Origin of the sequence: Nitratiruptor sp. YY09-18 (genome assembly GCF_016593235.1) — a bacterium.
Lineage (GTDB): Bacteria > Campylobacterota > Campylobacteria > Campylobacterales > Nitratiruptoraceae > Nitratiruptor.
The window spans coordinates 960,478-983,409 of the sequence record NZ_AP023065.1 but is presented as its reverse complement, the minus strand read 5'-3'; the positions used below and the strand labels follow the sequence as shown (position 1 = coordinate 983,409).

At 40.4% G+C, this 22,932-nt stretch carries 19 protein-coding genes; all 19 read right to left on the bottom strand.

Annotated elements, in window-relative coordinates; translation table 11 throughout:
- Positions 1–4 precede the first annotated feature (4 nt).
- The 19 genes from nhaA to JG734_RS05240 are packed head-to-tail and all read right to left on the bottom strand — an operon-like array spanning position 5 to position 22,925.
- The gene (nhaA, locus tag JG734_RS05330) at positions 5–1,147 is read right to left on the bottom strand and encodes a Na+/H+ antiporter NhaA (RefSeq protein WP_201332270.1); all 1,143 of its coding nucleotides are present in this window, start codon (positions 1,145–1,147) and stop codon (positions 5–7) included.
- Between the two features lie 12 nt (positions 1,148–1,159).
- On the bottom strand, positions 1,160–3,070 hold the full coding sequence (locus JG734_RS05325; protein WP_201332269.1) for an acetate--CoA ligase family protein: 1,911 nt from the start codon (positions 3,068–3,070) through the stop codon (positions 1,160–1,162).
- Between the two features lie 9 nt (positions 3,071–3,079).
- On the bottom strand, positions 3,080–3,901 hold the full coding sequence (gene lipA / locus JG734_RS05320; protein WP_201332268.1) for a lipoyl synthase: 822 nt from the start codon (positions 3,899–3,901) through the stop codon (positions 3,080–3,082).
- Entirely contained in the window at positions 3,885–4,451 is a 567-nt protein-coding gene (locus tag JG734_RS05315) for a hypothetical protein (protein WP_201332267.1), read from the bottom strand. Before JG734_RS05315 ends, lipA begins: the two co-directional genes overlap by 17 nt.
- Complete coding sequence (locus JG734_RS05310; RefSeq protein WP_201332266.1) at positions 4,448–5,353, bottom strand: aldolase; 906 nt, start codon at positions 5,351–5,353, stop codon at positions 4,448–4,450. The genes JG734_RS05315 and JG734_RS05310 overlap by 4 nt, the downstream gene beginning before the upstream one ends.
- A 2-nt stretch (positions 5,354–5,355) precedes the next feature.
- Positions 5,356–6,276, bottom strand: coding sequence for a TIGR00730 family Rossman fold protein (locus tag JG734_RS05305; protein ID WP_201332265.1), 921 nt, complete (start codon positions 6,274–6,276; stop codon positions 5,356–5,358).
- 8 nt (positions 6,277–6,284) lie between these two features.
- On the bottom strand, positions 6,285–7,091 hold the full coding sequence (locus JG734_RS05300; protein ID WP_201332264.1) for a ferritin-like domain-containing protein: 807 nt from the start codon (positions 7,089–7,091) through the stop codon (positions 6,285–6,287).
- Positions 7,092–8,342 carry a DUF4010 domain-containing protein gene (locus JG734_RS05295; RefSeq protein WP_201332263.1) on the bottom strand — a complete coding sequence of 417 codons (1,251 nt, stop codon included), beginning with the start codon at positions 8,340–8,342 and terminating at the stop codon, positions 7,092–7,094. It lies immediately after the preceding gene.
- A complete protein-coding gene (locus JG734_RS05290; RefSeq protein ID WP_201332262.1) occupies positions 8,339–11,026 on the bottom strand; it encodes a plasma-membrane proton-efflux P-type ATPase in 2,688 nt (895 codons plus the stop codon). The genes JG734_RS05295 and JG734_RS05290 overlap by 4 nt, the downstream gene beginning before the upstream one ends.
- A complete protein-coding gene (locus JG734_RS05285; RefSeq protein ID WP_201332261.1) occupies positions 11,023–12,345 on the bottom strand; it encodes an NAD(P)/FAD-dependent oxidoreductase in 1,323 nt (440 codons plus the stop codon). The genes JG734_RS05290 and JG734_RS05285 overlap by 4 nt, the downstream gene beginning before the upstream one ends.
- Positions 12,338–13,588, bottom strand: a complete 1,251-nt coding sequence (locus tag JG734_RS05280) for a 2-oxo acid dehydrogenase subunit E2 (protein ID WP_201332260.1) — start codon at positions 13,586–13,588, stop codon at positions 12,338–12,340. The genes JG734_RS05285 and JG734_RS05280 overlap by 8 nt, the downstream gene beginning before the upstream one ends.
- Positions 13,578–14,555 (bottom strand): alpha-ketoacid dehydrogenase subunit beta, encoded by a 978-nt coding sequence (locus JG734_RS05275; protein ID WP_201333919.1) that lies wholly within the window; start codon positions 14,553–14,555, stop codon positions 13,578–13,580. Before JG734_RS05275 ends, JG734_RS05280 begins: the two co-directional genes overlap by 11 nt.
- Positions 14,542–15,522 (bottom strand): thiamine pyrophosphate-dependent dehydrogenase E1 component subunit alpha, encoded by a 981-nt coding sequence (locus JG734_RS05270; RefSeq protein WP_201332259.1) that lies wholly within the window; start codon positions 15,520–15,522, stop codon positions 14,542–14,544. The genes JG734_RS05275 and JG734_RS05270 overlap by 14 nt, the downstream gene beginning before the upstream one ends.
- Positions 15,506–15,844, bottom strand: coding sequence for a carboxymuconolactone decarboxylase family protein (locus tag JG734_RS05265; protein WP_201332258.1), 339 nt, complete (start codon positions 15,842–15,844; stop codon positions 15,506–15,508). The genes JG734_RS05270 and JG734_RS05265 overlap by 17 nt, the downstream gene beginning before the upstream one ends.
- Positions 15,845–15,883: 39 nt before the next feature.
- On the bottom strand, positions 15,884–17,782 hold the full coding sequence (gene glgB, locus JG734_RS05260) for a 1,4-alpha-glucan branching protein GlgB (RefSeq protein WP_201332257.1): 1,899 nt from the start codon (positions 17,780–17,782) through the stop codon (positions 15,884–15,886).
- Entirely contained in the window at positions 17,779–19,236 is a 1,458-nt protein-coding gene (gene glgA / locus JG734_RS05255) for a glycogen synthase GlgA (RefSeq protein ID WP_201332256.1), read from the bottom strand. Before glgA ends, glgB begins: the two co-directional genes overlap by 4 nt.
- A complete protein-coding gene (locus JG734_RS05250; protein ID WP_201332255.1) occupies positions 19,233–20,009 on the bottom strand; it encodes an ROK family protein in 777 nt (258 codons plus the stop codon). Before JG734_RS05250 ends, glgA begins: the two co-directional genes overlap by 4 nt.
- Positions 19,993–20,997, bottom strand: coding sequence for a galactose-1-phosphate uridylyltransferase (locus JG734_RS05245; RefSeq protein ID WP_201332254.1), 1,005 nt, complete (start codon positions 20,995–20,997; stop codon positions 19,993–19,995). Before JG734_RS05245 ends, JG734_RS05250 begins: the two co-directional genes overlap by 17 nt.
- Positions 20,985–22,925, bottom strand: coding sequence for an alpha-amylase/4-alpha-glucanotransferase domain-containing protein (locus tag JG734_RS05240; RefSeq protein WP_201332253.1), 1,941 nt, complete (start codon positions 22,923–22,925; stop codon positions 20,985–20,987). Before JG734_RS05240 ends, JG734_RS05245 begins: the two co-directional genes overlap by 13 nt.
- Positions 22,926–22,932: the final 7 nt, after the last annotated feature.

Below are 22,932 nucleotides of genomic sequence, written 5' to 3'. Positions count from 1 at the left end.
TGATTTAAGATTTTCGTAAAATTACATATCCTGCAATACCTGAGAGGAGCGATCCAAGCAGTATTGCCAATTTGTCTGCAAATTTAAACAGTGATGCATCACCAAATGCAAGTGAGTCGATAAAAAGACTCATAGTAAAGCCGATTCCAGTGAGAACACTCACACCATAAAATTTTCTTAATGACACATTTTCTGGCATTTTGGCAAGTTTGCATTTTGTTGCAAGAAGAGAAAATCCAAATACTCCCAGCTGTTTGCCTGCAAAGAGTCCAAGTATGATTCCAAGTGGTGCACCAGTGAAGAGTTTTTGCATCTCTAGTCCTCTAAGATCTATACCAGCATTGACAAATGCAAAGAGTGGGAGGACAAAGTAACTCACAAATCCATGAAGCTCATGCTCAAACTCTTTAAGAAGGCTCTTACCATGAATTGGTTTGAGAGGGATAAACATCGCTAAAACAACACCAGCTAGTGTAGCATGGACGCCAGATTTGAGCACGCTTGTCCAAAGCACAATTCCAAATAATATATAAAAAGATTTCCTTGCGACCTTAAAATAATTGAGAAGAAATAGCCCAACAATCGCTCCTGAAGCAACGAACAATGATGTAATTGAGAGCTGTTTCGTGTAAAATAGAGCAATTATAATAATTGCACCCAAGTCATCAATGATTGCAAGTGCCATCAAAAAGACTTTGAGGCTTTGAGGGATGCGATTTCCAAGAAGAGCAAGTATCCCTAGCGCAAAAGCGATATCTGTTGCAGTCGGAATTGCCCATCCCCTCATAGCTATGGGGTCATTGAAATTGAGAAGCATATATATTAGAGCTGGAGTAGCCATGCCACCGAGTGCGGCAATTGCTGGAAGTGAAACTTTTGATAGTGAAGAGAGAGACCCTTCTAGAAGTTCCCTTTTGACCTCGAGTCCTACGAGGAAGAAAAATATAGCCATAAGGCCATCATTGACCCACAAAATTAGAGGTTTTGCAAGTACAAGCTGAGAAAACTGTATTGTAATAGGCGTATCCAAAAAACTAGTATAGAAATTGCTAAAAGGGGAATTAGCCAAAAAGAGAGCCAAAAAAGTAGAGAGAATTAAGAGTATTCCAACTCCTGTTTCGCCCTTAAAAATATTTAATACTCTCATTTCTCATTTCCTCTATAAAATATTTGCTACATTTTCGAGATCATTAAAATATACACAGTTATTGTGCTCCAAAAAGGTAAACACATCCTTAAAAGAGGCTTCACCAAAAAAGATAGGTATCACATTTTCATACCCTACAATTCTTTTAGCAATTGCAAGGCCATCGGTCATAAACTGGGGAGTGACCAGTATAAAAATGAGGAGACTAGGATCATATAAAATTTTGAGAGCCGCCTCGTAACGCTGGGCAGTTGCATCACCTATGATATCTACTGGATTGTTATGGGACCATGTAGGTGGAAGCACTTGATTAAGCTGCTCGATCTTCTCTTGTGACAGTTCATACATCCTTTTACCATTTTGTACGAGAATATCTGTGAGGATTGTCCCAGGACCTCCGGCATTTGTGATGATGAGAGCTTGCTTGTATGAAGCATACTTTGCACTGAAAATGAGTTCATCTATATCATTTTTGATTATAGCTCCTGCAGCATAGCTTAAGCCAATCAACATCTCATAATCCCCGCTGATATTTCCAGTGTGACTAAAGGCTGCTTTTTTTGCCTCTTTTGTTTTTCCGGCTTTATAGATAGCAATTGGTTTATTACTATTTCTTACTGATTCCAGGTAGCTTTTGCCACTTTTGAGGCCTTCAGCATAGATACTGATATGCTTGCAGCTCTCTTTGTCTTGGAGTGCGGTAATTGCATCTGCAAAATCAAAATCGGCCATATTTCCCAAGGATACGATATGTGAAAACCCGATTGCATGGGAGTAGGCTTTGTCTATGAGAGCGCTGAGCACTGCTCCTGATTGAGAGATGAGAGCTGTATCGCCATTGCGTATGGCAACTTTTGCAAAAGTGAGGTTGAGCTCTTTTTGGCCGTTATAGATCCCAAGGCAGTTTGGTCCAACGATATTGAGATCGTACTTCTTGGCTAGGTTAGCAAGATGCTCTTCATCTTGGGCATTTCCACTCTCCTTAAATCCTGCTGAGATCACTATGAAGTTTTTTACTCCTCTTTGTGCGAGATCTTCTACGAGAGATACCACATATTTTGATGGAATAGCGATGAGGGCAGTATCGATCGGTGGAAGTTCTTCTACACTTTTATACACCTTTTTACCAAAAAGCTTGTCAATCCTGGGATTGACAAAGTAGACTTGCGATTGAGAAGTAAGCGCATTTTTTGCAATTGCATAGCCAACTTTCTCTTTTTTATCAGTTGCTCCAAAGATAGCTACTGCATCGTTTTTGAAAAGATCATAATCTCTCTTGCGTCTTTCATGCCCCTCTTTTTTCCCCATCTTCATTCTTGCATCGACGGCTACGAAGCCTTTGGGAGTATAGATGAGAGGATTGACATCAAACTCTATAATCTCTTCATGCATGAAAAGCTTTTGAAACTTTTCTACTGTTTCTACTACATAATCCAGCTTGTACTCTTTACCACGAAATTGAGGGAAGATTTTAGAGATTTTTGTTGTTTTAAAACTACGGATGATCTCATTTTGGTTTGCTAAGAGATCTATGTAACAGATATCCTTTTCGATTTCAAGAAGTGTGCCACCTTTTCCAAAAAGCAAAACCTCTTCAAAAATAGCATCATAAATGCCACCGATATAAAACTCCTCACCTCTTACCATCTCCTCAACTATAAACTTATCATGTACATCCAAAAAAATACCACGATTTTGGAGATTTCTGGATATTTGGTTACGTGCAAGTTCTAGCTCTTCGAGTGAATCTACGCCTACCACCACACCACCTACATCACTTTTATGTATTACTTTATCGGATGCGATTTTTATCACAGCTGGAAATGTATCGAAGTAGAGGGGTGCATCTATATCAAAGATTTGATATTTTGGGGTATTGATTCCATATTGTTCGAGAAGTTGATAGATTTCATACTCTTTCATGCCTATCCTTTAAAGTTTATCTGCATAGTAGCTGCTTCGTACAAGTACTCCTGCTTCCACTGCTTTAAAACCTAGAGAGAGTGCATACTGACGCAACTCTTCAAACTCTTGGGAGCTATAATATTTTTGTACTGGCAACTGCTTGGAAGTAGGCTGGAGATATTGACCGATTGTAAGCTGTTGCACTCCTGCGCAGCGCAGATCTTGCAATGACTCATAGATCTCTTTTTTCGTCTCTCCTAAACCTACCATGAGTGAAGACTTGGTAATAATGCCGCTTTTTGCATAGGTTTCAAGGACTTTGAGACTTTTTTGGTAGCTGCATCCTGGCATAACCCATCTGCTTAGACGCTCAACTGTTTCAATGTTATGAGCAAGTTTGTAAGGATTTGCAGCAATGATTTGAGCTAAAAGCTCACTTTTTGCTTTAAAATCTGGTGTGAGGAGTTCGATCTTTGCATCTGTTTGCTCTTTGATGGCTTGTGTGACTGCGACAAATCCCGATACGCCAAAATCTGGCAAATCATCTCTATCGACTGAGGTAATTACCACATATGAAAGTCCAAGCTCCTTAACTGCACGCGCTACTCTTTGTGGCTCAGTAGGATCAAATGGTAGGGGCTTAGCGTGTTTAACCGAGCAAAATTTGCAGCTTCGTGTGCAGATATCTCCCAGGATCAAAAAGGTTGCCGTTTTTCTATGAAAACATTCAGTAATATTAGGGCAGTGGGATTCGAGGCAGATTGTATTGACGCTATTTTTTTGCAAGATTTTAAGAGTAGTATCGATGAGCTCTGGGGCGGGGGCTTTGACTCTAGGCTTCAAATACATCTAGTACCGCTCTTGTAGTAATTTCTTTTGCTCTATCGATGGAGAGATCTATGCCTTCATTGTGCAATGATGTAGCCACTATGCCCTCAAGCCCACAGGGAGCAATTTTATTGAAATTCTCAAGATTTGGGCAGATATGCAAAGAAACTCCATGTTTACTGATACCATTTTTGTACCGAAATCCCAGGGAAGCGATTTTGCGATTTTGGATATAAAATCCTGGACGCTCTTTATCATAAATGATTGGAAGATCAAAATTTGCAAAGAATTCTTGCACCGCTTGCACTACTTTGGCATAAAATCTTGCAGGGCTCGGGACTTTACAAGCAAAATAGAGCATGAGCGTTCCTTCATCAAAGTAGGTAATAGAGCCTCCGCGATCTGTCTGGATAGCTGGAAGAGGGCATTGGTATTGCTCGCTACCTATTGTATAGACAGGATTGTGAGTGCAAAGAAGCAGGTGATCCTCTTTTTTGGCTAGTTGCATATAATCTTCCAAAATATCATTGATATTATTATATATGACTTTGCCAAGATCTATGACTTTCATTGCTCTAAAATTTTTATAGCATCTTCTACGCTTTTGTCTTCACACGTTATTGCATAGATTGCATTTGCCATCTTGATAGCCTCAGTAAGTGGTCTTTGATGGATATTGCGCCCTGTTCCATTGCCCCTGGTGCCACCTATGTGGATCTGCTCGTAGAGTTCTTGCAAAAAGAGCTTCTCATCGATTTTTTTGCCACCTTCACACAGCACCCCACAATTTCCAGCTGCTTGGGTTGCTTCACGCAAAAGATTTGCATCTGGCTCTCCATTTTTATAGGGTACTTTGACTTTGACAAAATCTGCCCCTAGACAGGCTGCCACACCCGCTGCACCTGCAATGAGATGGGGGTCGTGCTCATCTTTGATAAATTTGCCTTTAGGATAGATCCAAAGAACTGTCAAAAGACCAGCTTTGTGCGCTTGATGAATGATATTTGCAGCTTCACGTAGCATACTATGTTCATGTTCACTTCCAAGATAGACTGTGTAGCCAAAGCCTTTGAGATTGATATCGCTATAGCGTGCAAACTCCAACACATCTGCTACTTCTATCCACTGTTGGGAGTAGGGGTCTTTGGCCTCATAGGGGATGATATTGGTTTTGGAGTTGAGCTTGATAAGATAGGGAATATCTTTATAATCTGGCGCATAGCGGCTAATGAGTCCAAACTGTGTGGCAAAAACGCCAACTTTAGCACGGGAAGCGATTTTGAAAAGGTGTTCGGGGTCGTTATCTTCTGCAGGAATACCTGGGCCATAGAAATCATTATTGAGATGTTCAACTTTTTGGTCACCTGCAAAGAGCATAAGTCTTCCAGTACCATTGGTTGTTGTGTGAAGGATTTCGAGGAATTTGCCTTTTGTTTGTGGTGAAACATCAGCTGGAATGAGATGACTTAGCATTGCTAATCCTTTTTATTGTGATTAAAGATATCGATACCTACTTTTTCGTACCAATGTAAAATATATTCCCAAGCTTCTTGGGCAGTCTCTTTGAATGTAAATATATGCAGATCTTCAGAATCAATCGTTCCCTCTTCTACCAAAAATTTGAAATTTATGAGTCGCTGCCAGTACTCTTTGCCTACCAAAACCACAGGGATTGGTCTGTTTTTACCGGTTTGAATGAGTGTAAGAGTCTCAAAGAGTTCATCAAGTGTTCCAAACCCGCCAGGAAAGACTACAAGCGCAATTGCACGGTGTAAAAAGTGGAGTTTACGAATGGCAAAGTAGTGAAACTGAAAGCATAGATCCGGATCGATATAGGGATTTGGAAACTGCTCGTGAGGTAGTTGGATATTAAGACCAATACTTTTTGCTCCTACATCATATGCACCTCTGTTAGCTGCTTCCATGATACCAGGTCCACCACCAGTCATGAGAGTGAGGGTATTGTCCTGCGGACCCTTGCCGGCTTTTCCTACAAGCTGGCCAAACTTTCTAGCCTCTTCATAGTAGATACTCTTTTCTACCATCTTTTCAGCTGTGCGTAGTTCTCGCAGAAGTGTCTTAGAATCTGGCTTTTTTTTGAGAAGGTTTTTGATTTTTTCTAGCTCTTTCATTGCAGTTGCAGGCTCTTTGATTCTCGCACTCCCAAAAACAACAATAGTACGTTTGATGCCATACTTTTGCATGATCAGTTCAGGTTTGAGATAATCAAGCTGCAGTCTCACTCCTCTGGTTTGATCAGAGAGGAGAAACGCTTCATCCTCTATAGCAAGTTTGTATGTAGGGGAGTTGAGGATCTTTTGGAGAAGCTCTTTAGCTTTTGGATCTTCATAGAGAGGTTTAGGATGTTGCCAAGGGAGAGTTTTGTGCTTTTTCATCATGTATCCTAAATACCTAGAATTTTGAGTGCGCCTCTGACCATCGGAACAGTTACTTTTTCTACCGTTTTATTGAGATCGAGAGGACGCAGCAGCATCTTAATTGCCATATTGTAAGGGTAGTATTTTTTGGCAAATTTCCCCACTCTCTGTTTATGCTCTTCGTAGTATCTATCTTCGTAAGGCTTATTCTCTTTTATTTCCCATATAGCTCTAAAGGCTAACCTTCCATCCTCTCCATCCACCTCTTTTAGCCTATCGTATATGACTTTAATGATGTCGTCTCTACCAAGTTTTTCCTCTTTGTTGTAGTGACGAAATCCTTCTTCAAAATTATCATAGTGATAGACTTCATCTTTGGAGATATTATGTGCAATTTCGCCAAGAATAGGTGTGTGAATATCCTTTGAATAGTTTTCTATGGCTTTATAAAATGTGCTTGTTCCGGTTTCAACCACCATACGTGCAAGCATCTCCCTAGCTTTTGTTGGCTGGAATTCATCGAGAGTACAGTGAGGAAGATAGTATTCTTTAAACTTTTCGTAAGATTTTTCCCAATCAAATTCCGGCCAGACTGTATTGACAAACTTTTTCAAAGCCTTTCCATGCTGAATCTCTTCTGGTTCCCATACCTTTTCTAGCCAAGAGACAAGTTGAGGATTGTCACTGTAAAATTGCACGAGATTTTTTTCATACACATCGCTTGTGATTTCAATAAAAGACGCACTTGCGATAAGATAGAAGAGAAAATCGAGCTCTTTAATTGCTTCTTTGTTTATGGATTCATAATCAATGTCTTCATAATACCATCGCATTTAAAAACTCCTTTGTAAAATAAATGGATAAACAATTGTTACAAGTCCTAGAAACAGTAACCAAAATGCCCCAATTTTTGGTTTGCCTTTGCCAAAAATGATAGCATAAAAAGCTTTGAGTAAATTATTGCTTCCTGCTGCAATAATAATTGCAACTGCAATAGAGTCTACACCCACTCCATATTTTCCAGTAAGAAGTGAGAGAATAAATGGATCAATATCAGTAAATCCGATAATAAATGAGAGGACTTTAAGACCAACATCTCCATAATGTGTAGTTACATATTGTGTCAAAAGTATCATCAATACAAACAGTATTGCGAAAATAAATGCTACTCCAAGTTCCAAAGGATTTCTATCACCGACTGGTGCTTCTAAAGAGAGATCACTTCTTTTATATAAAAAGAGTGAGATTGCTATACCAAATGCTGTAAAGAGCAAAAATGGAAGAGCTATTTTAGTAGCTACTTCTAAATTAAAAATTGCAGCAATGACTAGTAGTCGTATATACATCATTGCAGTTGCAATCACAAGAGATGCATTGATAAGAGGAAGTGCACTCTGTGGAATGCTTTGACTCTTTTTGGAGAGCACAACGGTTGTAGCAGTAGAAGAGTATAAGCCTCCAAAAATTGCAGTAATGATATAGCCTTTTGATCTAAAGAAGTATTTTTGCGCAAGATAACTACCATAAGAAAGGGATGAGATAACTACCACTACAAACCATATCTCAAATGCTGAAATATGGAGTAGTGGTAGTGGATTGTGTGGCAAAATGGGAAGTATTACTGCACTGAGTAGCAAAAATTTACCAAGGGTTTCAAACTCTTGCATATTGACTTTTTCAAAGAGAAATTCTAAAGATCTGTTAGCATTGAGAATAAAGACAATAAGCACAAAGACAAGAGTAGGGAGCCATATATTAAATCTCTCCATTTCTGGTCCAAAACTATAGACAAGAGCTATGAGTAAAAATGAGATTATAGAAGCGCGTTTTTCTTGGAGCTTGTAGTAGTAATAGATTATGTAAATACCAAAGAGTGTGAGAAATCCAGCCAAGTAGAGATGAAAGTCTATTTTGTAAAAAAGAAATCCAAGTAGTCCTATGAAGGTAAAAGTTCTCGTTGAACCAAAATGAATCTCTTTTTGTATGCCTCTATCTAAGCGATAGGTTTTGAGCTCGAGCCCTACCAAAAAGGAGAGGGCTGTAATGTAGAGTAAGTGTGTAAGCTCTTGAGGTATAAAACTCATATAACCTCAATCCCCTTAATTTTTCTATAGTATTTGATTACTGCAACTTTTACAACATCATTAAATGCAAACCAAGTGAGTGCATACGCCCACATAAAGATTGCCCAGTCCCAGCCAATAGGCATCATGAGACCAAATCCATAGACTGCAATGAGAGTACCTATTATACGTGTAGAAAAAGTTGCTCCAAATAGTGTCCAAGATGGCCACGGTTTTTTGAAAAACCAGTCGTCTATACGGGTATTATAGATCGTTCCATGACCAGCTATAACCATTTTTGCAAAGAAGATTGACTGGACGAAGGAGAGCCACGATTTTGTATCGTGCATATCCACCCAGATAGGTACATCGGGGAGAAATTGTGCTGATTCTGGATGGGTTTTGAGATATACCATGACGATATAAAAGATCAAAAAGGAGCTTATTACTCCGGCAATTCCCAGCCAACTCGAAAGCACCAACATCTCATGCATATCCCAGCGAACAGGCATCTTTCTTACTTTTGTATTATCATAGGCGATTGCAAGGATCGGAATATCATTGAGTAGTGCTAAAACGATTATCATGATTGCTGTCAATGGATAAAAGTTAAAGACCACAATGGCTAGTGTCATAAAAATAATGATACGAATTGTCTCAGCAATCCTAAAAATAGTATAGCTCTTCATTCTTTCAAATGTAATGCGTGCTTCTTTAATCGCGTCAATAATCACACGCAGACCCGGCGCCATCAAGATTATATCTGCTGCTGCTCTTGCTGCATCGGTCGCTCCACTTACTGCAATACCGGTATCTGCTTTGCGAAGAGCTGGAGCATCATTGACACCATCTCCTGTCATACCTACTATATGATCAGCTTTTTGCAGCTCATCAACGATAAAATATTTATCCTCTGGGAAAACCTGGGCGAAACCATTTGCTTGTTCGATGAGTGCAATGATTTCACTCTCATGTTTTTTTACAGTGCCTCGAAGGAGCTCTTTTTCATGGAGCTCTTTTCGCACTTCTTTGACAATCTGTTTTGTAAGAAGCTCTAATTTATCCTTACTGATATCCGGATTGGTAACTTTTAATAGAGCCTGGGAAATCACTTCTGCCAAAATCTCATACTCTCTTGTGCTCTGACCACGAAGCTCTTGAATATCGAGGATGTTCTCACCAATTCCCAAAATTTTGGCGATGTATCTTGCAACAGCGATATTATCGCCAGTTACCATTTTAACTTCTACACCTTTGGCTTTAGCCTCTTGTACGGCCTCTTTGGAGTCTTCTCTTGGAGGATCATACAGAGGTATAAGTCCAACAAAATGAAATTTCTCTTCATCACATTTTCTATATGCTACTCCAAGGGTACGAAAACCGTTTTCTGCAAACTCTTCTATTTTGAGATTTATTTTGTCTTCATCGATTTCGTGTGAGTCACAAAGAGCAACAACGACCTGTGGAGCACCTTTTACAGCTACGATGCAGTTACCTTGATCATCTTGTGCAACGGCTTCTGTGCGTTTTCTCACAGGATCGAAGGGGACAAATTTGCTCACTTTATATTTTTGGACGAGTTTTGTTATTCCATGCTCATCAGCATACTCAAAAATAGGTTTTTCAATAGGGTCATTGTTTTCGCGTCTACTTGCAAGTACTGCATACAAAAAGAGCTCACTAGCGTTATGATCGTCTGCTATGAAAGGATCAGTTATTGTCATCTGATTTTTTGTCAGTGTCCCTGTCTTATCGGAACACAGAACATCCATTCCAGCAAGCTCTTCTATTGCTGCCAAACGGCTTACAATTGCCTGTTTTCTAGCCAAATTCAAAGCACCTATAGCCATTGTAACTGTGAGCACGGTTGGGAGTGCTACAGGAATAGCTGATATTGTCAATACAAGAGAAAAGACAAGGAGTTCATACGGATTCTCATGTCTAGTGAGTCCAAAATAGATAATAATTGCGATCATGACAATAGTTATAGCAATGAGAAAATTGCCTACGCGGATAACCATCTGTTGGAAGTGGCTTCTTTGTTCCCTTTCAGCCTTTGCAACAAGACCCACGGTTTTACCAAAGTAGGTATTAAGACCTGTATTGACTACTATACCTACCATTTCTCCCTGTTTGACGATAGTATTGGAAAAGGCAATATCGTTGCTTTTTTTGTGCACTGGTAAAGATTCTCCGGTTAGTGCAGATTGATCGACCAGTGAGTACTCTCCAGCATCTACTATCTTCATATCAGCTGGAATTATATCTCCGATTTTAACCTTTATCACATCTCCTGGGACTATCTCTTTGGCATCAACCTCTTGCCACTTGCCATCTCGTAAGACTGTAGCCTGTTTTGCGAGTTTCTTTTTCAATACTTTGATGGCGCTTAAGGCTTTTGATTCTTGATAAAAATCCAAAAAGGCATTGACAAAAAGCATAATGAGAATGATATAAAACTCTTCCCAGTGTTTGACTGCTGCAGCTAAGATTGCAGCAATCTCTATCATCCATGGAATTGGTCCCCAAAATCTACGAAAGATTCGGTGCCACAGAGGCTCCTCTTTTTCGGGAATCTCGTTGAGTCCATACTTTTGGAGCCTCTTTTTCGCCTCTTCTTCGCTCAATCCTTTTTGGACATCTGTTTCGAGTTCTGCAGCGACTTGTACCCAGGGGAGTTTTTCATAATACTTGGTATCTTTCATTGAACTCTCCTCAAAACTCTATCAATACTTTCACTAAATGTTGGATGAGCAAATACAGCATCTATAAGAGTATCTTTATCCATTTCGCCTGCAAGAGCAGTCGTTATGATGCCTATAAGTTCCTCAGCATGTGGAGCGAGGAGTTCAGCACCTATTATGAAATTCTCTGGATCTGTATAGAGTACAATTCCACCTTGCTCAGCACCTGTAAGGTGTGAAAGAGCAAGGGCGGAGAGAGGGAAATATGCTTCTTTGTAATTCAATCTTGATTTATCAAGATTTACTTTTGTTAGTCCTACTGCGGCATATTGCAAAGGGAGGGTATAGATAAATTTTGGAATGTTATCGAGATTGAGTTTTGCTTTTTTGCCCAATATTGTATCAACTACATTGAGTACCATTGCCCTAGCAGCGTGAGCAAGCTGGAGTTTGCCGTTGCAGTCGCCTATAGCATAGACCCCTTGCATGGAAGTTTCAAAATACTCATCTGTCTCAATCGCTCTTGATACTTTGATTGTATCAGTTTTGACTACATCTGTGCTTGGTTTTCTCCCCGTTGCTACAAGGAGCTTGTCAAACTCTAAAACACCTTCATTTGTTGTAATTTTTGCTCTTTTATTGTGCTCAGTAGCCTCGAGGATGGTTGTGTTTTTTAAAAATTTTACCCCAAGATTTTGCAGTGCTTTTTCAAGAGAACTCAAGAGAGTAGGGTGAATTTTGTTTGAGATATGTTCATGGCGAAAGATAAGAGAAGTCTCTATCCCACATGCAGCAAAAAAGCTCGCCATCTCAAGTCCTATAGCACCACTTCCATATATTGCGATATTTTGTGGGAAATCTTTGAGATTGAGTACCTCATCGCTTGTTATGATACTCGATCCATTGTATTCGATACCTTGTGGAATAAAAGGGGATGAGCCTGTTCCAAGGATGACATAGTGTGCTTCTAAAACTTTTTCGTTTACTTTTACTTTTTTGTCATCAAGGATATAGCCCTTACCCTCAATAAGTTCAACGCCAGCACTCATGCACTGCGCTTCTATTGAGCGGTGAGCTTTGTGAACGACTTCATCTTTCTCTTTTACTGCTACTTCCAACTTGAGCTTATCTTTATGTCTTACAAAAGCTTTGTTTTTGAGTTTGGCTTCTGTTTCGGCTAGATGGAGGAAGTGCTTTGAAGGGATACACCCATTATTGAGACATGTTCCTCCAATATGTTCCATATCTTGCTCTACGAGAGCAACTTTGAGTCCCCTCTTTGCTGCGACAACTGCACCAGCATAGTTGAGTCCGCCACCTATGAAGATAATATCATACATCGATACCCTTTGCGAAGTTGTTTTTGAGTTCACTTACAAATTTTGCTGCATCTACACCATTGAGGATTCTATGATCGAAAGTAAATACTGCTTCGACTCTGTTTTTATCTACTTTTCCAAAAGCAGCTATTCCAGAGTCTTTTTTGTTAATCATCGCATCGAAGGCTCTGATACCAAACATTCCAAGATTACTTAGACCAAAAGTGGAGCCTTGCAAATCATCTGGAGAATAATCTCTTTGTTTTATCTCTTTGACCCACGTATCTATCTCTTTGAGGTTTTTTGATTCGATATTTTTGCACACAACCATATAGAGCGCATCCCCTTTTGCAACTGCTACGCTGATATTGGAAGCTGGGTAGATTTTGTAGCTCTCGTCTTCTAGCACAGCACGTGTGAGAGGGTGGTTTTGCATCGTATCACCTATAACTTTGAGAAGATAGGCAGTTATTTTCACATCTTCTGGAGGATTGAGAGTAAAAGTCTCATACACATGGTAGATCGGCTTTTTGGCTGCAGTTTCAACATTGCTCTTAACTGCTAGACGGTTCGTGGAGAGCGGAATGGTTTTTGGGATATTGTGACTCTTTATATACGCTTGCACCTCATCTGCATCAATTTTGTGATCATGTGCAAAAACAGAAGGATCAAGCGCATACTCTTGGAGCAGCTCCAAAGCTTTGGGAGTAAAGTAGCGTTTGAGAGCTTCTAATTTGATATCTTTAAGATGTGCTGGTTTTGGAAGCTTTTGTTCAGCTTGCAGTTTTTCGATGTCTATGCCCAATTTCTGCGCCTCTACTCTTGCAGCAGGGGAGGCTGCTCCTTTTACAGCTTTTACAACTGCAGATGCTTTAGTCTCTTTTTGCTCTTGGGTTTTTAGTTCCTTAGTTTTTGTTGGCAGTATTGCTGCAAGCTCCGGAGGCAGAGTTTGCGAAGAGGTTGAGCTTTGAGGATGTGACTCCTCTTTTGGTTGTGATGGAGTCTGTTGTGCATGCGCTTGTGCAGTAGCTGTCTCAATGATAGCAATAGGGCTTTTGACTGGAACTTCATCCCCCTCTTTGACAAGAAGTTTTTTGACTACTCCGTCTTTGAACGTTTGTACCTCCATGATAGCTTTGTCACTCTCAACCTCAGCGATCACATCACCTTTTTTGACCTGCTGACCCTCATTAACATGCCACTTGATGAGTTTTCCTTTCTCCATAGTATCAGAAAGGACTGGCATTGTGATTTTATATTCCATGTTTTGCTCCCCACGCAATTATTCTTGAGACTATTTTTTCTGGAGTTGGGATGGAGGCGAGTTCAAGTTTTCTATTGTAGGCAATAGGCACATCTTCACCTGCAATGCGTAGAGGTGGTGCATCAAGAGTGTAGAAGAGTTCTTCAGTGATTCTTGCAATCACTTCAGCTCCATACCCTCCTGTTTTGTGATCCTCTTCAACCATTACCACTCTTTTTGTCTTTTGCACTGACGCTGCTATCGTTTGCATATCAAGAGGCCTGAGGGAGTTGAGGTCTATCACTTCTATTGAAATTCCAAGCTCTTTTTCTATTGTAGGAACTGCTTCAAGCACATCGTAGCGCATTTTGAGATACGTCAAAATTGTCAAATCTTTTCCCTCTTTGACTACCTCAGCCTTGAAAGGATCGAACGCTTTTTGCTCTTTGAATTCCATCTCTTGTGGATAGAGTAGCTCATGCTCCAAAAAGATCACAGGATCGTTCATAGCTATTGCTGCTTTGAGTCCATAGTAGGCATAGGTGGCATTGCTAGCGGCCAAAACTATGAGACCAGGAATTGCAGAGTAGAGTGTCTCATAACTTTCGCTATGCTGCGCTGCAAGTTGCCTCGATACGCCACCTGGCATACGGATGGTAAGAGGTATTGTCATTTTCCCACCACTCATATAGCGAAATTTTGCTGCATGGTTGACGATCTGATCCATTGCTAAAAGTGAAAAATTGACTGTCATGATTTCTGCTATAGGGCGAAGACCTGCAATTGCCATCCCTATAGCATTGCCTACGATACTTAGCTCTGCAATAGGAGTGTCGATAACCCTTTTGGCTCCATATTTGGCAAAGAGTCCCTCACTGACACGGTAACTCCCTCCATATCTTCCTACATCTTCTCCAAGTATCACAACACTCTCATCTGCCTCCATCATCTCATCTATTGCTCTATTGAGAGCTTCACGGTATAACATTTGTACACTCCTTGCAATAAACATCTTCATAAAGCTCTTTGAGATTTGGCTCAGGTGAAGCAGCTGCAAACTCTACAGCCTCTTGGACTACCTCTTGCGCTTTTTGATCTGCACTATCAAAGTACTCTTGTGAGACAATCCCTAGGCGCAGAGCCTCTTTTTTGAGATTTTCTATCGGATCGCGGGATTTGAAGATATCCATCTCCTCCTCGCTGCGATACTTACCATTGTCACTCATAGAGTGTCCTTCATAGCGATAAGTTTCAGCTTCAATGAAGTAGGGGCCAAGACTATTTTCGATATGCTCTTTTGCTTCCATCACAGCCTTGTAAACTTCACATACATTCATACCATCGATTCGTTTTGCTGGCATGAAGTTCTTGGCTTTGTTGTAGAGCTCTTCAAAAGGACTCACCCAGCCAATGCGTGTACCAATTGCGTAGTAGTTGTTCTCTACAAAGAAAATAAGAGGTAGTTTCCAAGCTGCTGCAATATTTATGCTCTCAAAAAATGCTCCCGCATTTGTTGCTCCATCACCAAAAATTGTAAAGACTCCAGCCTTTTCTCCCTGGATTTTCCTTGCGTATGCACATCCGGTAGCTAGCGGCAGGTGCCCAGCTACAATTGCATCTCCGCCATAAAAATTGAGGCTAGGATCAAAGAGGTGCATACTGCCACCTTTTCCTCTGCTCACTCCTGTGACTTTTCCAAAGAGCTCTGCCATGATGAGTTTTGGTTCCATACCTCTAGCAATTGCTAGGACATGCTCACGGTAATGAGTAAAGACATCACCCTTGTCAAAAGCTTGCATACTTCCAACACTGCAGGCTTCTTGCCCGATATCAAGATGCAAAAACCCTGCAATGTTCCCTTTCATATACTCCTCCTTGGCCGCAAGTTCAAACTCACGGCCAAGTCTCATGAGGTAGTAGAACTTCTCTACTTTTGTACTACTGAGCGAATTCATCGAGTGCCTCCTCAACAGGTGTCATATACATAAGAGCTGGTCCCCCATGCATCAAAACTGCTTGCATGGCAGATTCTAATATCTCCTCTTTGCTAGCACCGCTATCCAGAGCACCCTTGACATGGAGTGCTATGCACCATTCACACTGGGCTGCAACTGCAAGACCTACATTGACAAGCTCTTTTTGTTTTGTAGAGAGTGCTCCCTCTTTCTCTACACTCGTCATGAAGTTAAGGAAGTTTTTGATATTTTCAGGTTGTTGCTGCTGCAATTTGCCGATGAGTCTTTTGATATCTTCGAGTTTTTGTGCCATTTTGCCCATATGTAACTCCTTTTGTGGGTTTCTGAATAAATTATATAACTACAAAGTTAATTCAAAATAAAGAATACTCAAAGCCGGAAGCGTGATTGTGATGGAGTTTTCAAATCCACAGCACTCTTTTGGCTCGCTTTGTATATCTCTATCAGCAAACATATCCCATCCTAAATATTTGGGATGTTGTGAATTGAAAATCTCTTTATATCTCCCTTTTTTTGGAACAGGCAATATATAATCTTCATACTGGGTATCGGCAAAATTGCACACAACAACGATACTCTCATCTTTTGCCACTCTTGCAAAACTTAAGACGCTTCTTTGCCAATCCTTTTCATTGAGCCACATAAATCCTTCTCTTTTTTCATCCCATTGATAAAGTGCCGGGGTGGTTTTATAAAGGGTGTTTAGATCTTGCAACATCCTTTGCAAAGCTTTGTGTTTGGGATCTTGCAAAAGCTCCCACTGAAGTTCTCCATCAAAATCCCACTCTTTGTATTGACCAAATTCTCCCCCCATAAAGAGGAGTTTCTTTCCGGGATGTGCCATCATATATCCAAAAAGGGCTTTTAAGTTTGCCAGCTTCTGATTGAGATCTCCTGGCATTTTGTTGATGAGTGAGCCTTTCATATGGACTACTTCATCATGGCTGAGGGGCAAAATGAAATTTTCATCATAGGCATACCACATAGAAAAAGTAATCTGATTATGGTGATATTTGCGAAAGAGGGGATCGGTTTTGAAGTATTTCAAAGTATCATGCATCCAGCCCATATTCCATTTGTATCCAAATCCTAGTCCTCCTGCATAGACCGGTTTCGTAACTCCTGGAAATGCGGTGGATTCTTCTGCAATCATTGTAATGCCTTCAAATGTGCCATAGCAGCTCTCGTTGAGCTGTTTTAAAAACGAGATCGCTTCTAAATTTTCATTGCCCCCATAGATATTTGGTTCCCACTCCCCCTCTTTTCTTCCATAATCAAGATAGAGCATACTTGCAACTGCGTCTACGCGAATCCCATCGATATGATACTTTTCTAGCCAAAAATGGGCAGATGAGATTAAAAAGGCTCGCACCTCGTTTTTGCCATAATCAAACACAGCACTCTTCCACTCTGGATGGTAGCCTTTTTTGGGATCTTCGTATTCATACAGTGCAGTGCCGTCAAAAGCTATCAGTCCATGACCATCCGTGACAAAATGCGAAGGTACCCAATCCAGTATGATACCAATACCATGAGAATGCATAATATCCACAAACTCCATAAACTCTTGCGGTGTGCCATACCTTGCGGTTGGAGCAAAGTAACCACTTACCTGATAGCCCCAAGACCCCTTGAAAGGATATTCGGTAATGGGCAGTAACTCTACGTGGGTATATCCCAACTTGACTAGGTACTGGGCTAATTCTTTTGCAGCTTCCGTGTAGCTTAGATAACTTCCATCATCTTTTCTTCTCCAAGAGCCCAAATGCACTTCATAGATGTTCATTGGTGATTCGTGGATGTTTGTTTTGGCTCTTTTTTGCATCCATTGGCTATCTTTCCAACCATATCCCTTTAAAGACCAGATCCTTGAAGCCGACTTTGGAGGCTTTTCTGCATAAAATGCGTAGGGGTCTGCTTTGAGCAAAGTGGTGTTATAGGGAGTGATAATATGGTATTTGTAGGTTTGACCAATCTTTGCATCAGTTGTAAAGCCTTCCCATATGCCACTTCCATCTTCTCTTTTTTTAAGTGGATGAGTGGTTGCATCGTATCCGTTGAAATCTCCGACGACACTCACATACTTTGCATTCGGTGCCCATACGGCAAAATAGACTCCAGCCTCTTCTTCATATTCCATAATATGAGAGCCAAATTTTTTATAGAGTTTTGTGTGAGTGCCTTCTTTGAAGAGGTAGATATCAAAATCGCTAAAGCGCGTTATATCATAGCAAATCATTGTTTTGTCTCCAGTGCCAGTTCATAGACTCTCTCATACTCTTTTGCGCTTCTTTGCCAATCAAACCGTTTGCTCATAGCAGTATAGATCATTTTATTTATGCCTCCTTTATCGTGAAGCCAGGTATCTACAGCCCAGCGGACCGTTCCAATCAGTGCATCTTTGGTAGCATCATAAAATTTAAAGCCATCTCCCGTTTTTGAATGGGGCTCATAGTTTTGGATCGTATCATCAAGCCCTCCTACCGCCCTCACAATCGGAAGAGTTCCATAGCGTAGAGAGTAGATCTGATTGAGTCCGCATGGTTCAAAAAGACTTGGCATCAAAAAAAGATCGCTTCCTGCTTCAATCTTGTGAGCAAGCTCATTGGAGTATCCCACATAGCAGCCAACATTTTCATATCGGCTTGCAATATCTTGGAAAAAACCCTCCGCCCATTTTTCTCCGCTGCCTAAAAAGACCATCTGCAAAGGCAGATGTACCAATTCATGCATGGCTGCAGCTATCAGCTCTATTCCTTTTTGCTGTGCAAATCGTCCTACAAAACCGATGAGTGGAAGATCCTCTCTTTGAGCAAGTCTAAATGTTTTTTGCAGATCCTGCTTACACACTCTTTTGCCGCTAAGATCGTCGATATCGTAGTTTTTGGCTATAAAGGGATCCGTTTTTGGATTCCACTCATCATAATCGACGCCATTTAAAATCCCAAAGAGCTTGTATGCATGGGCTTTGATATGCTCTTGCAAACCAAATCCAAACTCTGGTGTCTGCATCTCTTGTGCATATTTTGGACTTACAGTTGTAATCTTGTCTGCATGATACACTGCACCCTTCATGAGATTGAGTGCGCCCATAGCCTCCATCTCATACATATTGAAATGTTCCCAGCCAATTCCCAGATATTCAAAAGCACTTTTAGCAAAAACGCCTTGATGTTGGAGATTGTGTATCGTAAAAACGGAAGCGGTTTTTTGAAAGAATGGATCGTTGCGCAAAATAGTATTGAGAAGGATTGGCTGGGCTGCCGTGTGCCAATCGTTAGCATGGATGATATCGGGCCTGAAATCCAAAGCTCTTGCAAGTTCCAGTGCCGCTTTGGAAAAGAAAATAAAACGTGCATCATTGTCTGGATAGGAGTAGCCGTTATAGTCAGTATAGAGATTGGCTCTGCCAAAAAATATCTCATAATCGATAAAATAGACTTCTACTCCTTCCCAGATAGTTTTATATGCACCGCACCATAACGTCCCAAGAGGTCCCATATCTACACCGATATTGCCTATAACAAACTCTAAATCTGCTTTATTGATCGTGTAGTATCTGGGAATAACAACTTTAACATTGTGTCCCAATTTTTTGAGATGTTTTGGCAAAGCCGCAGCCACATCGGCAAGTCCGCCAGTTTTGGCAAATGGTGTCATTTCTGAAGCACAAAAGAGTATGTTTCGTTTCATGGCAGCCTTTCAAGTAGAATTTTTACTCCTTCTAATGAGGCATCTTCAAGTTGTGTAAGTTTGATCTGAGCCTCTCGCAAAGCAAAGAGTGGGGCGTAATGAGTTATATTTTCTTGTATAACTTCTATTATACCCAGATTGTGTTTGATGACACCGCCACCCAATACCAAAATAGAAGGATTGAAAAGTGTAAGAGTGGTAGCTGCTGCATATAAAAGCGCTTCGGTGTAGAGTTTGTAGAGCTTTTCATTTTTTAGCGTTGCTTCAATTTTAAGATAGTCTGCCCACTTTTGCAAGCCACTGCCGGAGGCATAGAGCTCGATGCAGTTATCTTTTCCGCAGCCACAGCGAAAAGGAGCCTTTTTATACGGAATATGACCGATTTCGCCCGCTAGGTTTTTATAGCCTCGAATAAGATTGCCTTGATCAACGCTAGCACTTCCAAGACCTGTGCCAGAGTAGAGGGCTGTGATAGAGGATGTATTGAAAAATTTTGCTTCAGCCAAAACGGCACATTTGAGGTCATTTTCAATAATGTAAGGGATTCCAAATTTTTCTGGCTCAATCGTGGCATGAATATTGGGTGCAGAGAGGATTTCATTGTTACAAACCTGTCCCGCATAGGAGATACCAACTGCTGTAATTCTGCTTTTTTTGATCAAATCCTCAATAAAGCTTTGCAAATCGATATTACGCAGTTGCTCTTTGCCCTTTTTTTTATCAACTATTTCCCATCTTACATATGTGCCACCAATATCAAGAGCTAGTTTCATACCATCTCCTCAAAAGCTTAGCTACTGTCTCTGGAACTACAGGATTGATCATTGAGCCTGTTGCTAACTCAAATCCAGCTATTGTATAGATTCTTGGTGTTATGCGGATGTAGAAGCGAAAAATAGCATCTATTTCATGAAAAAAGGAGCTATTTTCAAAGTTTTCATTGAGAGGAGGCAGATAAAAAAGAAGATTATACGGAAAATCTCCAAGCTCGTTCGCTAGCGCTTGAAAGAGTTTTTGCAAGTGCTTTGCCAATTCTTGGAGCTGCATTTGTGTGCATTTGTCAAATCCCACATCTTTTGCAATGATTGCTGTTTCAAAAGCAAAGGATGAAGCATAGGGTACGTAGCTAAAGAAGTGTTCACTCTCAAAGAGGTTTCTTTGTGAATTTGACTCAAAATGTACAATGTCCTCATGCATCGATCTGCCATGATCGTGGTAGTAGTGCTGGCAATGCTGAAAGAGAAAAAGCTGCTCTTTTGTCATAAGAGGAAGAGCAATAATTTGCGTATGGGGATGAGGCTGGGTAGCTCCGGCTCTTAGTCCATGGTTTTTAAATATCTGCAACGAAATAAGCCTTTTGTCGTTGCGTAGATCAAGATAGCGCTGCTGTAGTGTGTAGAGCCACCAAAAGATCTCTTCTTGACGCATATTTTGAAAATTTGCCAGATGTTTAGGTGTATCGATAACTATTTCGTGTGCACCATATCCACCCCACATCTCATTGAGTCCTTCCCTATGGGAGATGAAAGGGGTTTCAATTTGCACTGCTTTATAAAGATTTGGAATCACTCTCGTTTGCCATGTGCCGTTGTTTTTGATTGAAAAGATCTCTTGAGGAGTTAACTCTTCGTTGCCAGGACAAAAGGGGCATTTTTGTACCGAAAAGTTCTGTACACATTGTTCTGGGATAGGTCTATGGAGGCGTTCTGGTGCGATGATTATATATTCATTATGCAAAAGATCATATCTTATTTCAGACATAGTTTGAGATCCTGATGAAAAGATTTTGTAAAAGAAAATATAAAAGCGATACTAATGCCTTGTTGCGTGAGTTCAAATCCCTTTTCATTTTGTGAGACTGTTGCTAGAGGCACCACGAAGATTTGTGCTTCTTCATTCCATGAAAAGAGGAGCGCTTTTTTTGTATATGGATCGATAATTTCGAGCTCTTTTGTAAAAAAATCCATTTTATCGCAGCAATATTTTGCATTGATGAGCAGACTCTCATAGTGGGAAAAATGGAGATTCCACTCATTGATATATACAAGCTCATTTGCGTAGCTAGATTCAAAATCTATAGAAAGGTTGAGAGAATTTTTATCAATAGTGTAGCTCTTTTTCATCGTTGCTGGATACTTTTGATCGATATAGAGACCTCCCTGGCGCTCAAATGTTAGCAGCTCTAGCAGCTTAAATGGTTGATTTGCAAAATCACCATACTCTTTGAAACTATCTTGCAAGAAGCTTTGGATATCAAACGTTTTGTCACTAAAATGATCGATACATGAGTTTTTGGTATACCAGTCAAAAAAGAGGTTATTTTTTACCTCTTCGCTCACTTGTGGAGCAATTTCATGGATTGTTGCAACTCTATTTTGCTCTTTTGGAGGATTGAATATCTTTTCGTGATAGGCTTCAAAGCGTCTTGTAAGGGTGTTTTGGAAATTGAAGCAAGAATCAAGATCCAAAATCTCGATAATCTGTCCCCCTTGCTTTTCATAGAGTCTCCAGACAAGATTATCTTTTTTAATTTCAGCCTCTTTGTATCCATCAAGATCTTTATCTGCTATTTCTATTCTATCCTCTATATTTTGCTCACATTGAGCTACAAAGCGGTAGGCATTGTCTCTGAGGTTTGGCAAATAGAGCCCTCCAAAAATCCCATGCCAATAGACGTCATTTGTCTGGAGTTTATAGAGGGCTTCACTCTTTTGTTTTTTTGCAAGATCAAGCATACGTTTATGGAGTCTGTTTGACTCTTCATATTTTACAAAGAAATTTCTCCATATACCTCCGCGAATGAACTTGATACCAATATTTTCAAAATACTCTTTGCCAACTCTATTTTTGAGTTTTTCAAGTTCGAGCGTATCCTTTGCTCTGAGGCTCCACTCTCCCATCTCATAGTAGGAGACATTGGCCAGATATGCGAGCCCTTTTGGATTTTGCGCTTGTGCAAAATGTTTCATCTCAATTGCGCTTTCCAAAACTTTCTCGATGAAAGACTCCAGCCAACCTTTTTCATAGACCCACTCATAGGTTTTTGGCCACAGGCCAAACTTCTCTGCATCATCGAAAATAATTGCATTTTTATAAGAGCTTATCACTTGCAACGCATCATCTACCGGATAAAATGGAATTGCATAGCGTAGTTTTTTTGCTATAGGAAAAAGGGCAAAACTTTTCCCGCTCTCTTCACTCAAAAAAAATCCATCAAGCTCTTCATGATCAAATCCACTGGCAAGAAAGTGATAATCATCTACTGCCACATACTCAATCCCACACTCTTGGAAATCCAATGCAACCGAGCTCTCCCATACGCGTTCAGTGAGCCACAATCCATTTGGCTTTTTGCCAAAATATTTTTGGATATAGTTACTGAGTTTTTGGATTTGTGCTATACGATCCTCTCTTGGAATACTTGCAAGCACCGGTTCATAAAATCCACCTGTAAAAAACTCAATGCTTCCTTGCTCGTTGAGATAGCAAATCTCTTCAAATACATCACTGTATTTTGTGCGCAGCTGTTCAAAAAGCCATCCACTGCAGTGTAGGGCGAAGCGAAACTTTGGATATTTTTTTAATGTTTGGAATAGAGGTCTGTAGCATCTCTTCACAGCATTCTCTACAGCTTCAGATAGATTATCTACAGGTTGATGCATATGCAGACCAAAATAGAGCTGACTCATGCAAGCA

Excerpts from the sequence above, each read along its gene's own strand:
- JG734_RS05250 (WP_201332255.1), bottom strand. The coding sequence starts at position 20,009 with ATGAAACTAGCTCTTGATATTGGTGGCACATATGTAAGATGGGAAATA.
- glgB (WP_201332257.1), bottom strand. The coding sequence starts at position 17,782 with ATGATTTGCTATGATATAACGCGCTTTAGCGATTTTGATATCTACCTC.
- glgA (WP_201332256.1), bottom strand. The coding sequence starts at position 19,236 with ATGAAACGAAACATACTCTTTTGTGCTTCAGAAATGACACCATTTGCC.
- JG734_RS05270 (WP_201332259.1), bottom strand. The coding sequence starts at position 15,522 with ATGAATTCGCTCAGTAGTACAAAAGTAGAGAAGTTCTACTACCTCATG.
- JG734_RS05280 (WP_201332260.1), bottom strand. The coding sequence starts at position 13,588 with ATGGAATATAAAATCACAATGCCAGTCCTTTCTGATACTATGGAGAAA.
- JG734_RS05290 (WP_201332262.1), bottom strand. The coding sequence starts at position 11,026 with ATGAAAGATACCAAGTATTATGAAAAACTCCCCTGGGTACAAGTCGCT.
- lipA (WP_201332268.1), bottom strand. The coding sequence starts at position 3,901 with ATGTATTTGAAGCCTAGAGTCAAAGCCCCCGCCCCAGAGCTCATCGAT.
- JG734_RS05285 (WP_201332261.1), bottom strand. The coding sequence starts at position 12,345 with ATGTATGATATTATCTTCATAGGTGGCGGACTCAACTATGCTGGTGCA.
- JG734_RS05275 (WP_201333919.1), bottom strand. The coding sequence starts at position 14,555 with ATGTTATACCGTGAAGCTCTCAATAGAGCAATAGATGAGATGATGGAG.
- nhaA (WP_201332270.1), bottom strand. The coding sequence starts at position 1,147 with ATGAGAGTATTAAATATTTTTAAGGGCGAAACAGGAGTTGGAATACTC.
- JG734_RS05295 (WP_201332263.1), bottom strand. The coding sequence starts at position 8,342 with ATGAGTTTTATACCTCAAGAGCTTACACACTTACTCTACATTACAGCC.
- JG734_RS05265 (WP_201332258.1), bottom strand. The coding sequence starts at position 15,844 with ATGGGCAAAATGGCACAAAAACTCGAAGATATCAAAAGACTCATCGGC.
- JG734_RS05240 (WP_201332253.1), bottom strand. The coding sequence starts at position 22,925 with ATGAGTCAGCTCTATTTTGGTCTGCATATGCATCAACCTGTAGATAAT.
- JG734_RS05245 (WP_201332254.1), bottom strand. The coding sequence starts at position 20,997 with ATGTCTGAAATAAGATATGATCTTTTGCATAATGAATATATAATCATC.
- JG734_RS05310 (WP_201332266.1), bottom strand. The coding sequence starts at position 5,353 with ATGCTAAGTCATCTCATTCCAGCTGATGTTTCACCACAAACAAAAGGC.
- JG734_RS05305 (WP_201332265.1), bottom strand. The coding sequence starts at position 6,276 with ATGAAAAAGCACAAAACTCTCCCTTGGCAACATCCTAAACCTCTCTAT.
- JG734_RS05300 (WP_201332264.1), bottom strand. The coding sequence starts at position 7,091 with ATGCGATGGTATTATGAAGACATTGATTATGAATCCATAAACAAAGAA.
- JG734_RS05325 (WP_201332269.1), bottom strand. The coding sequence starts at position 3,070 with ATGAAAGAGTATGAAATCTATCAACTTCTCGAACAATATGGAATCAAT.
- JG734_RS05315 (WP_201332267.1), bottom strand. The coding sequence starts at position 4,451 with ATGAAAGTCATAGATCTTGGCAAAGTCATATATAATAATATCAATGAT.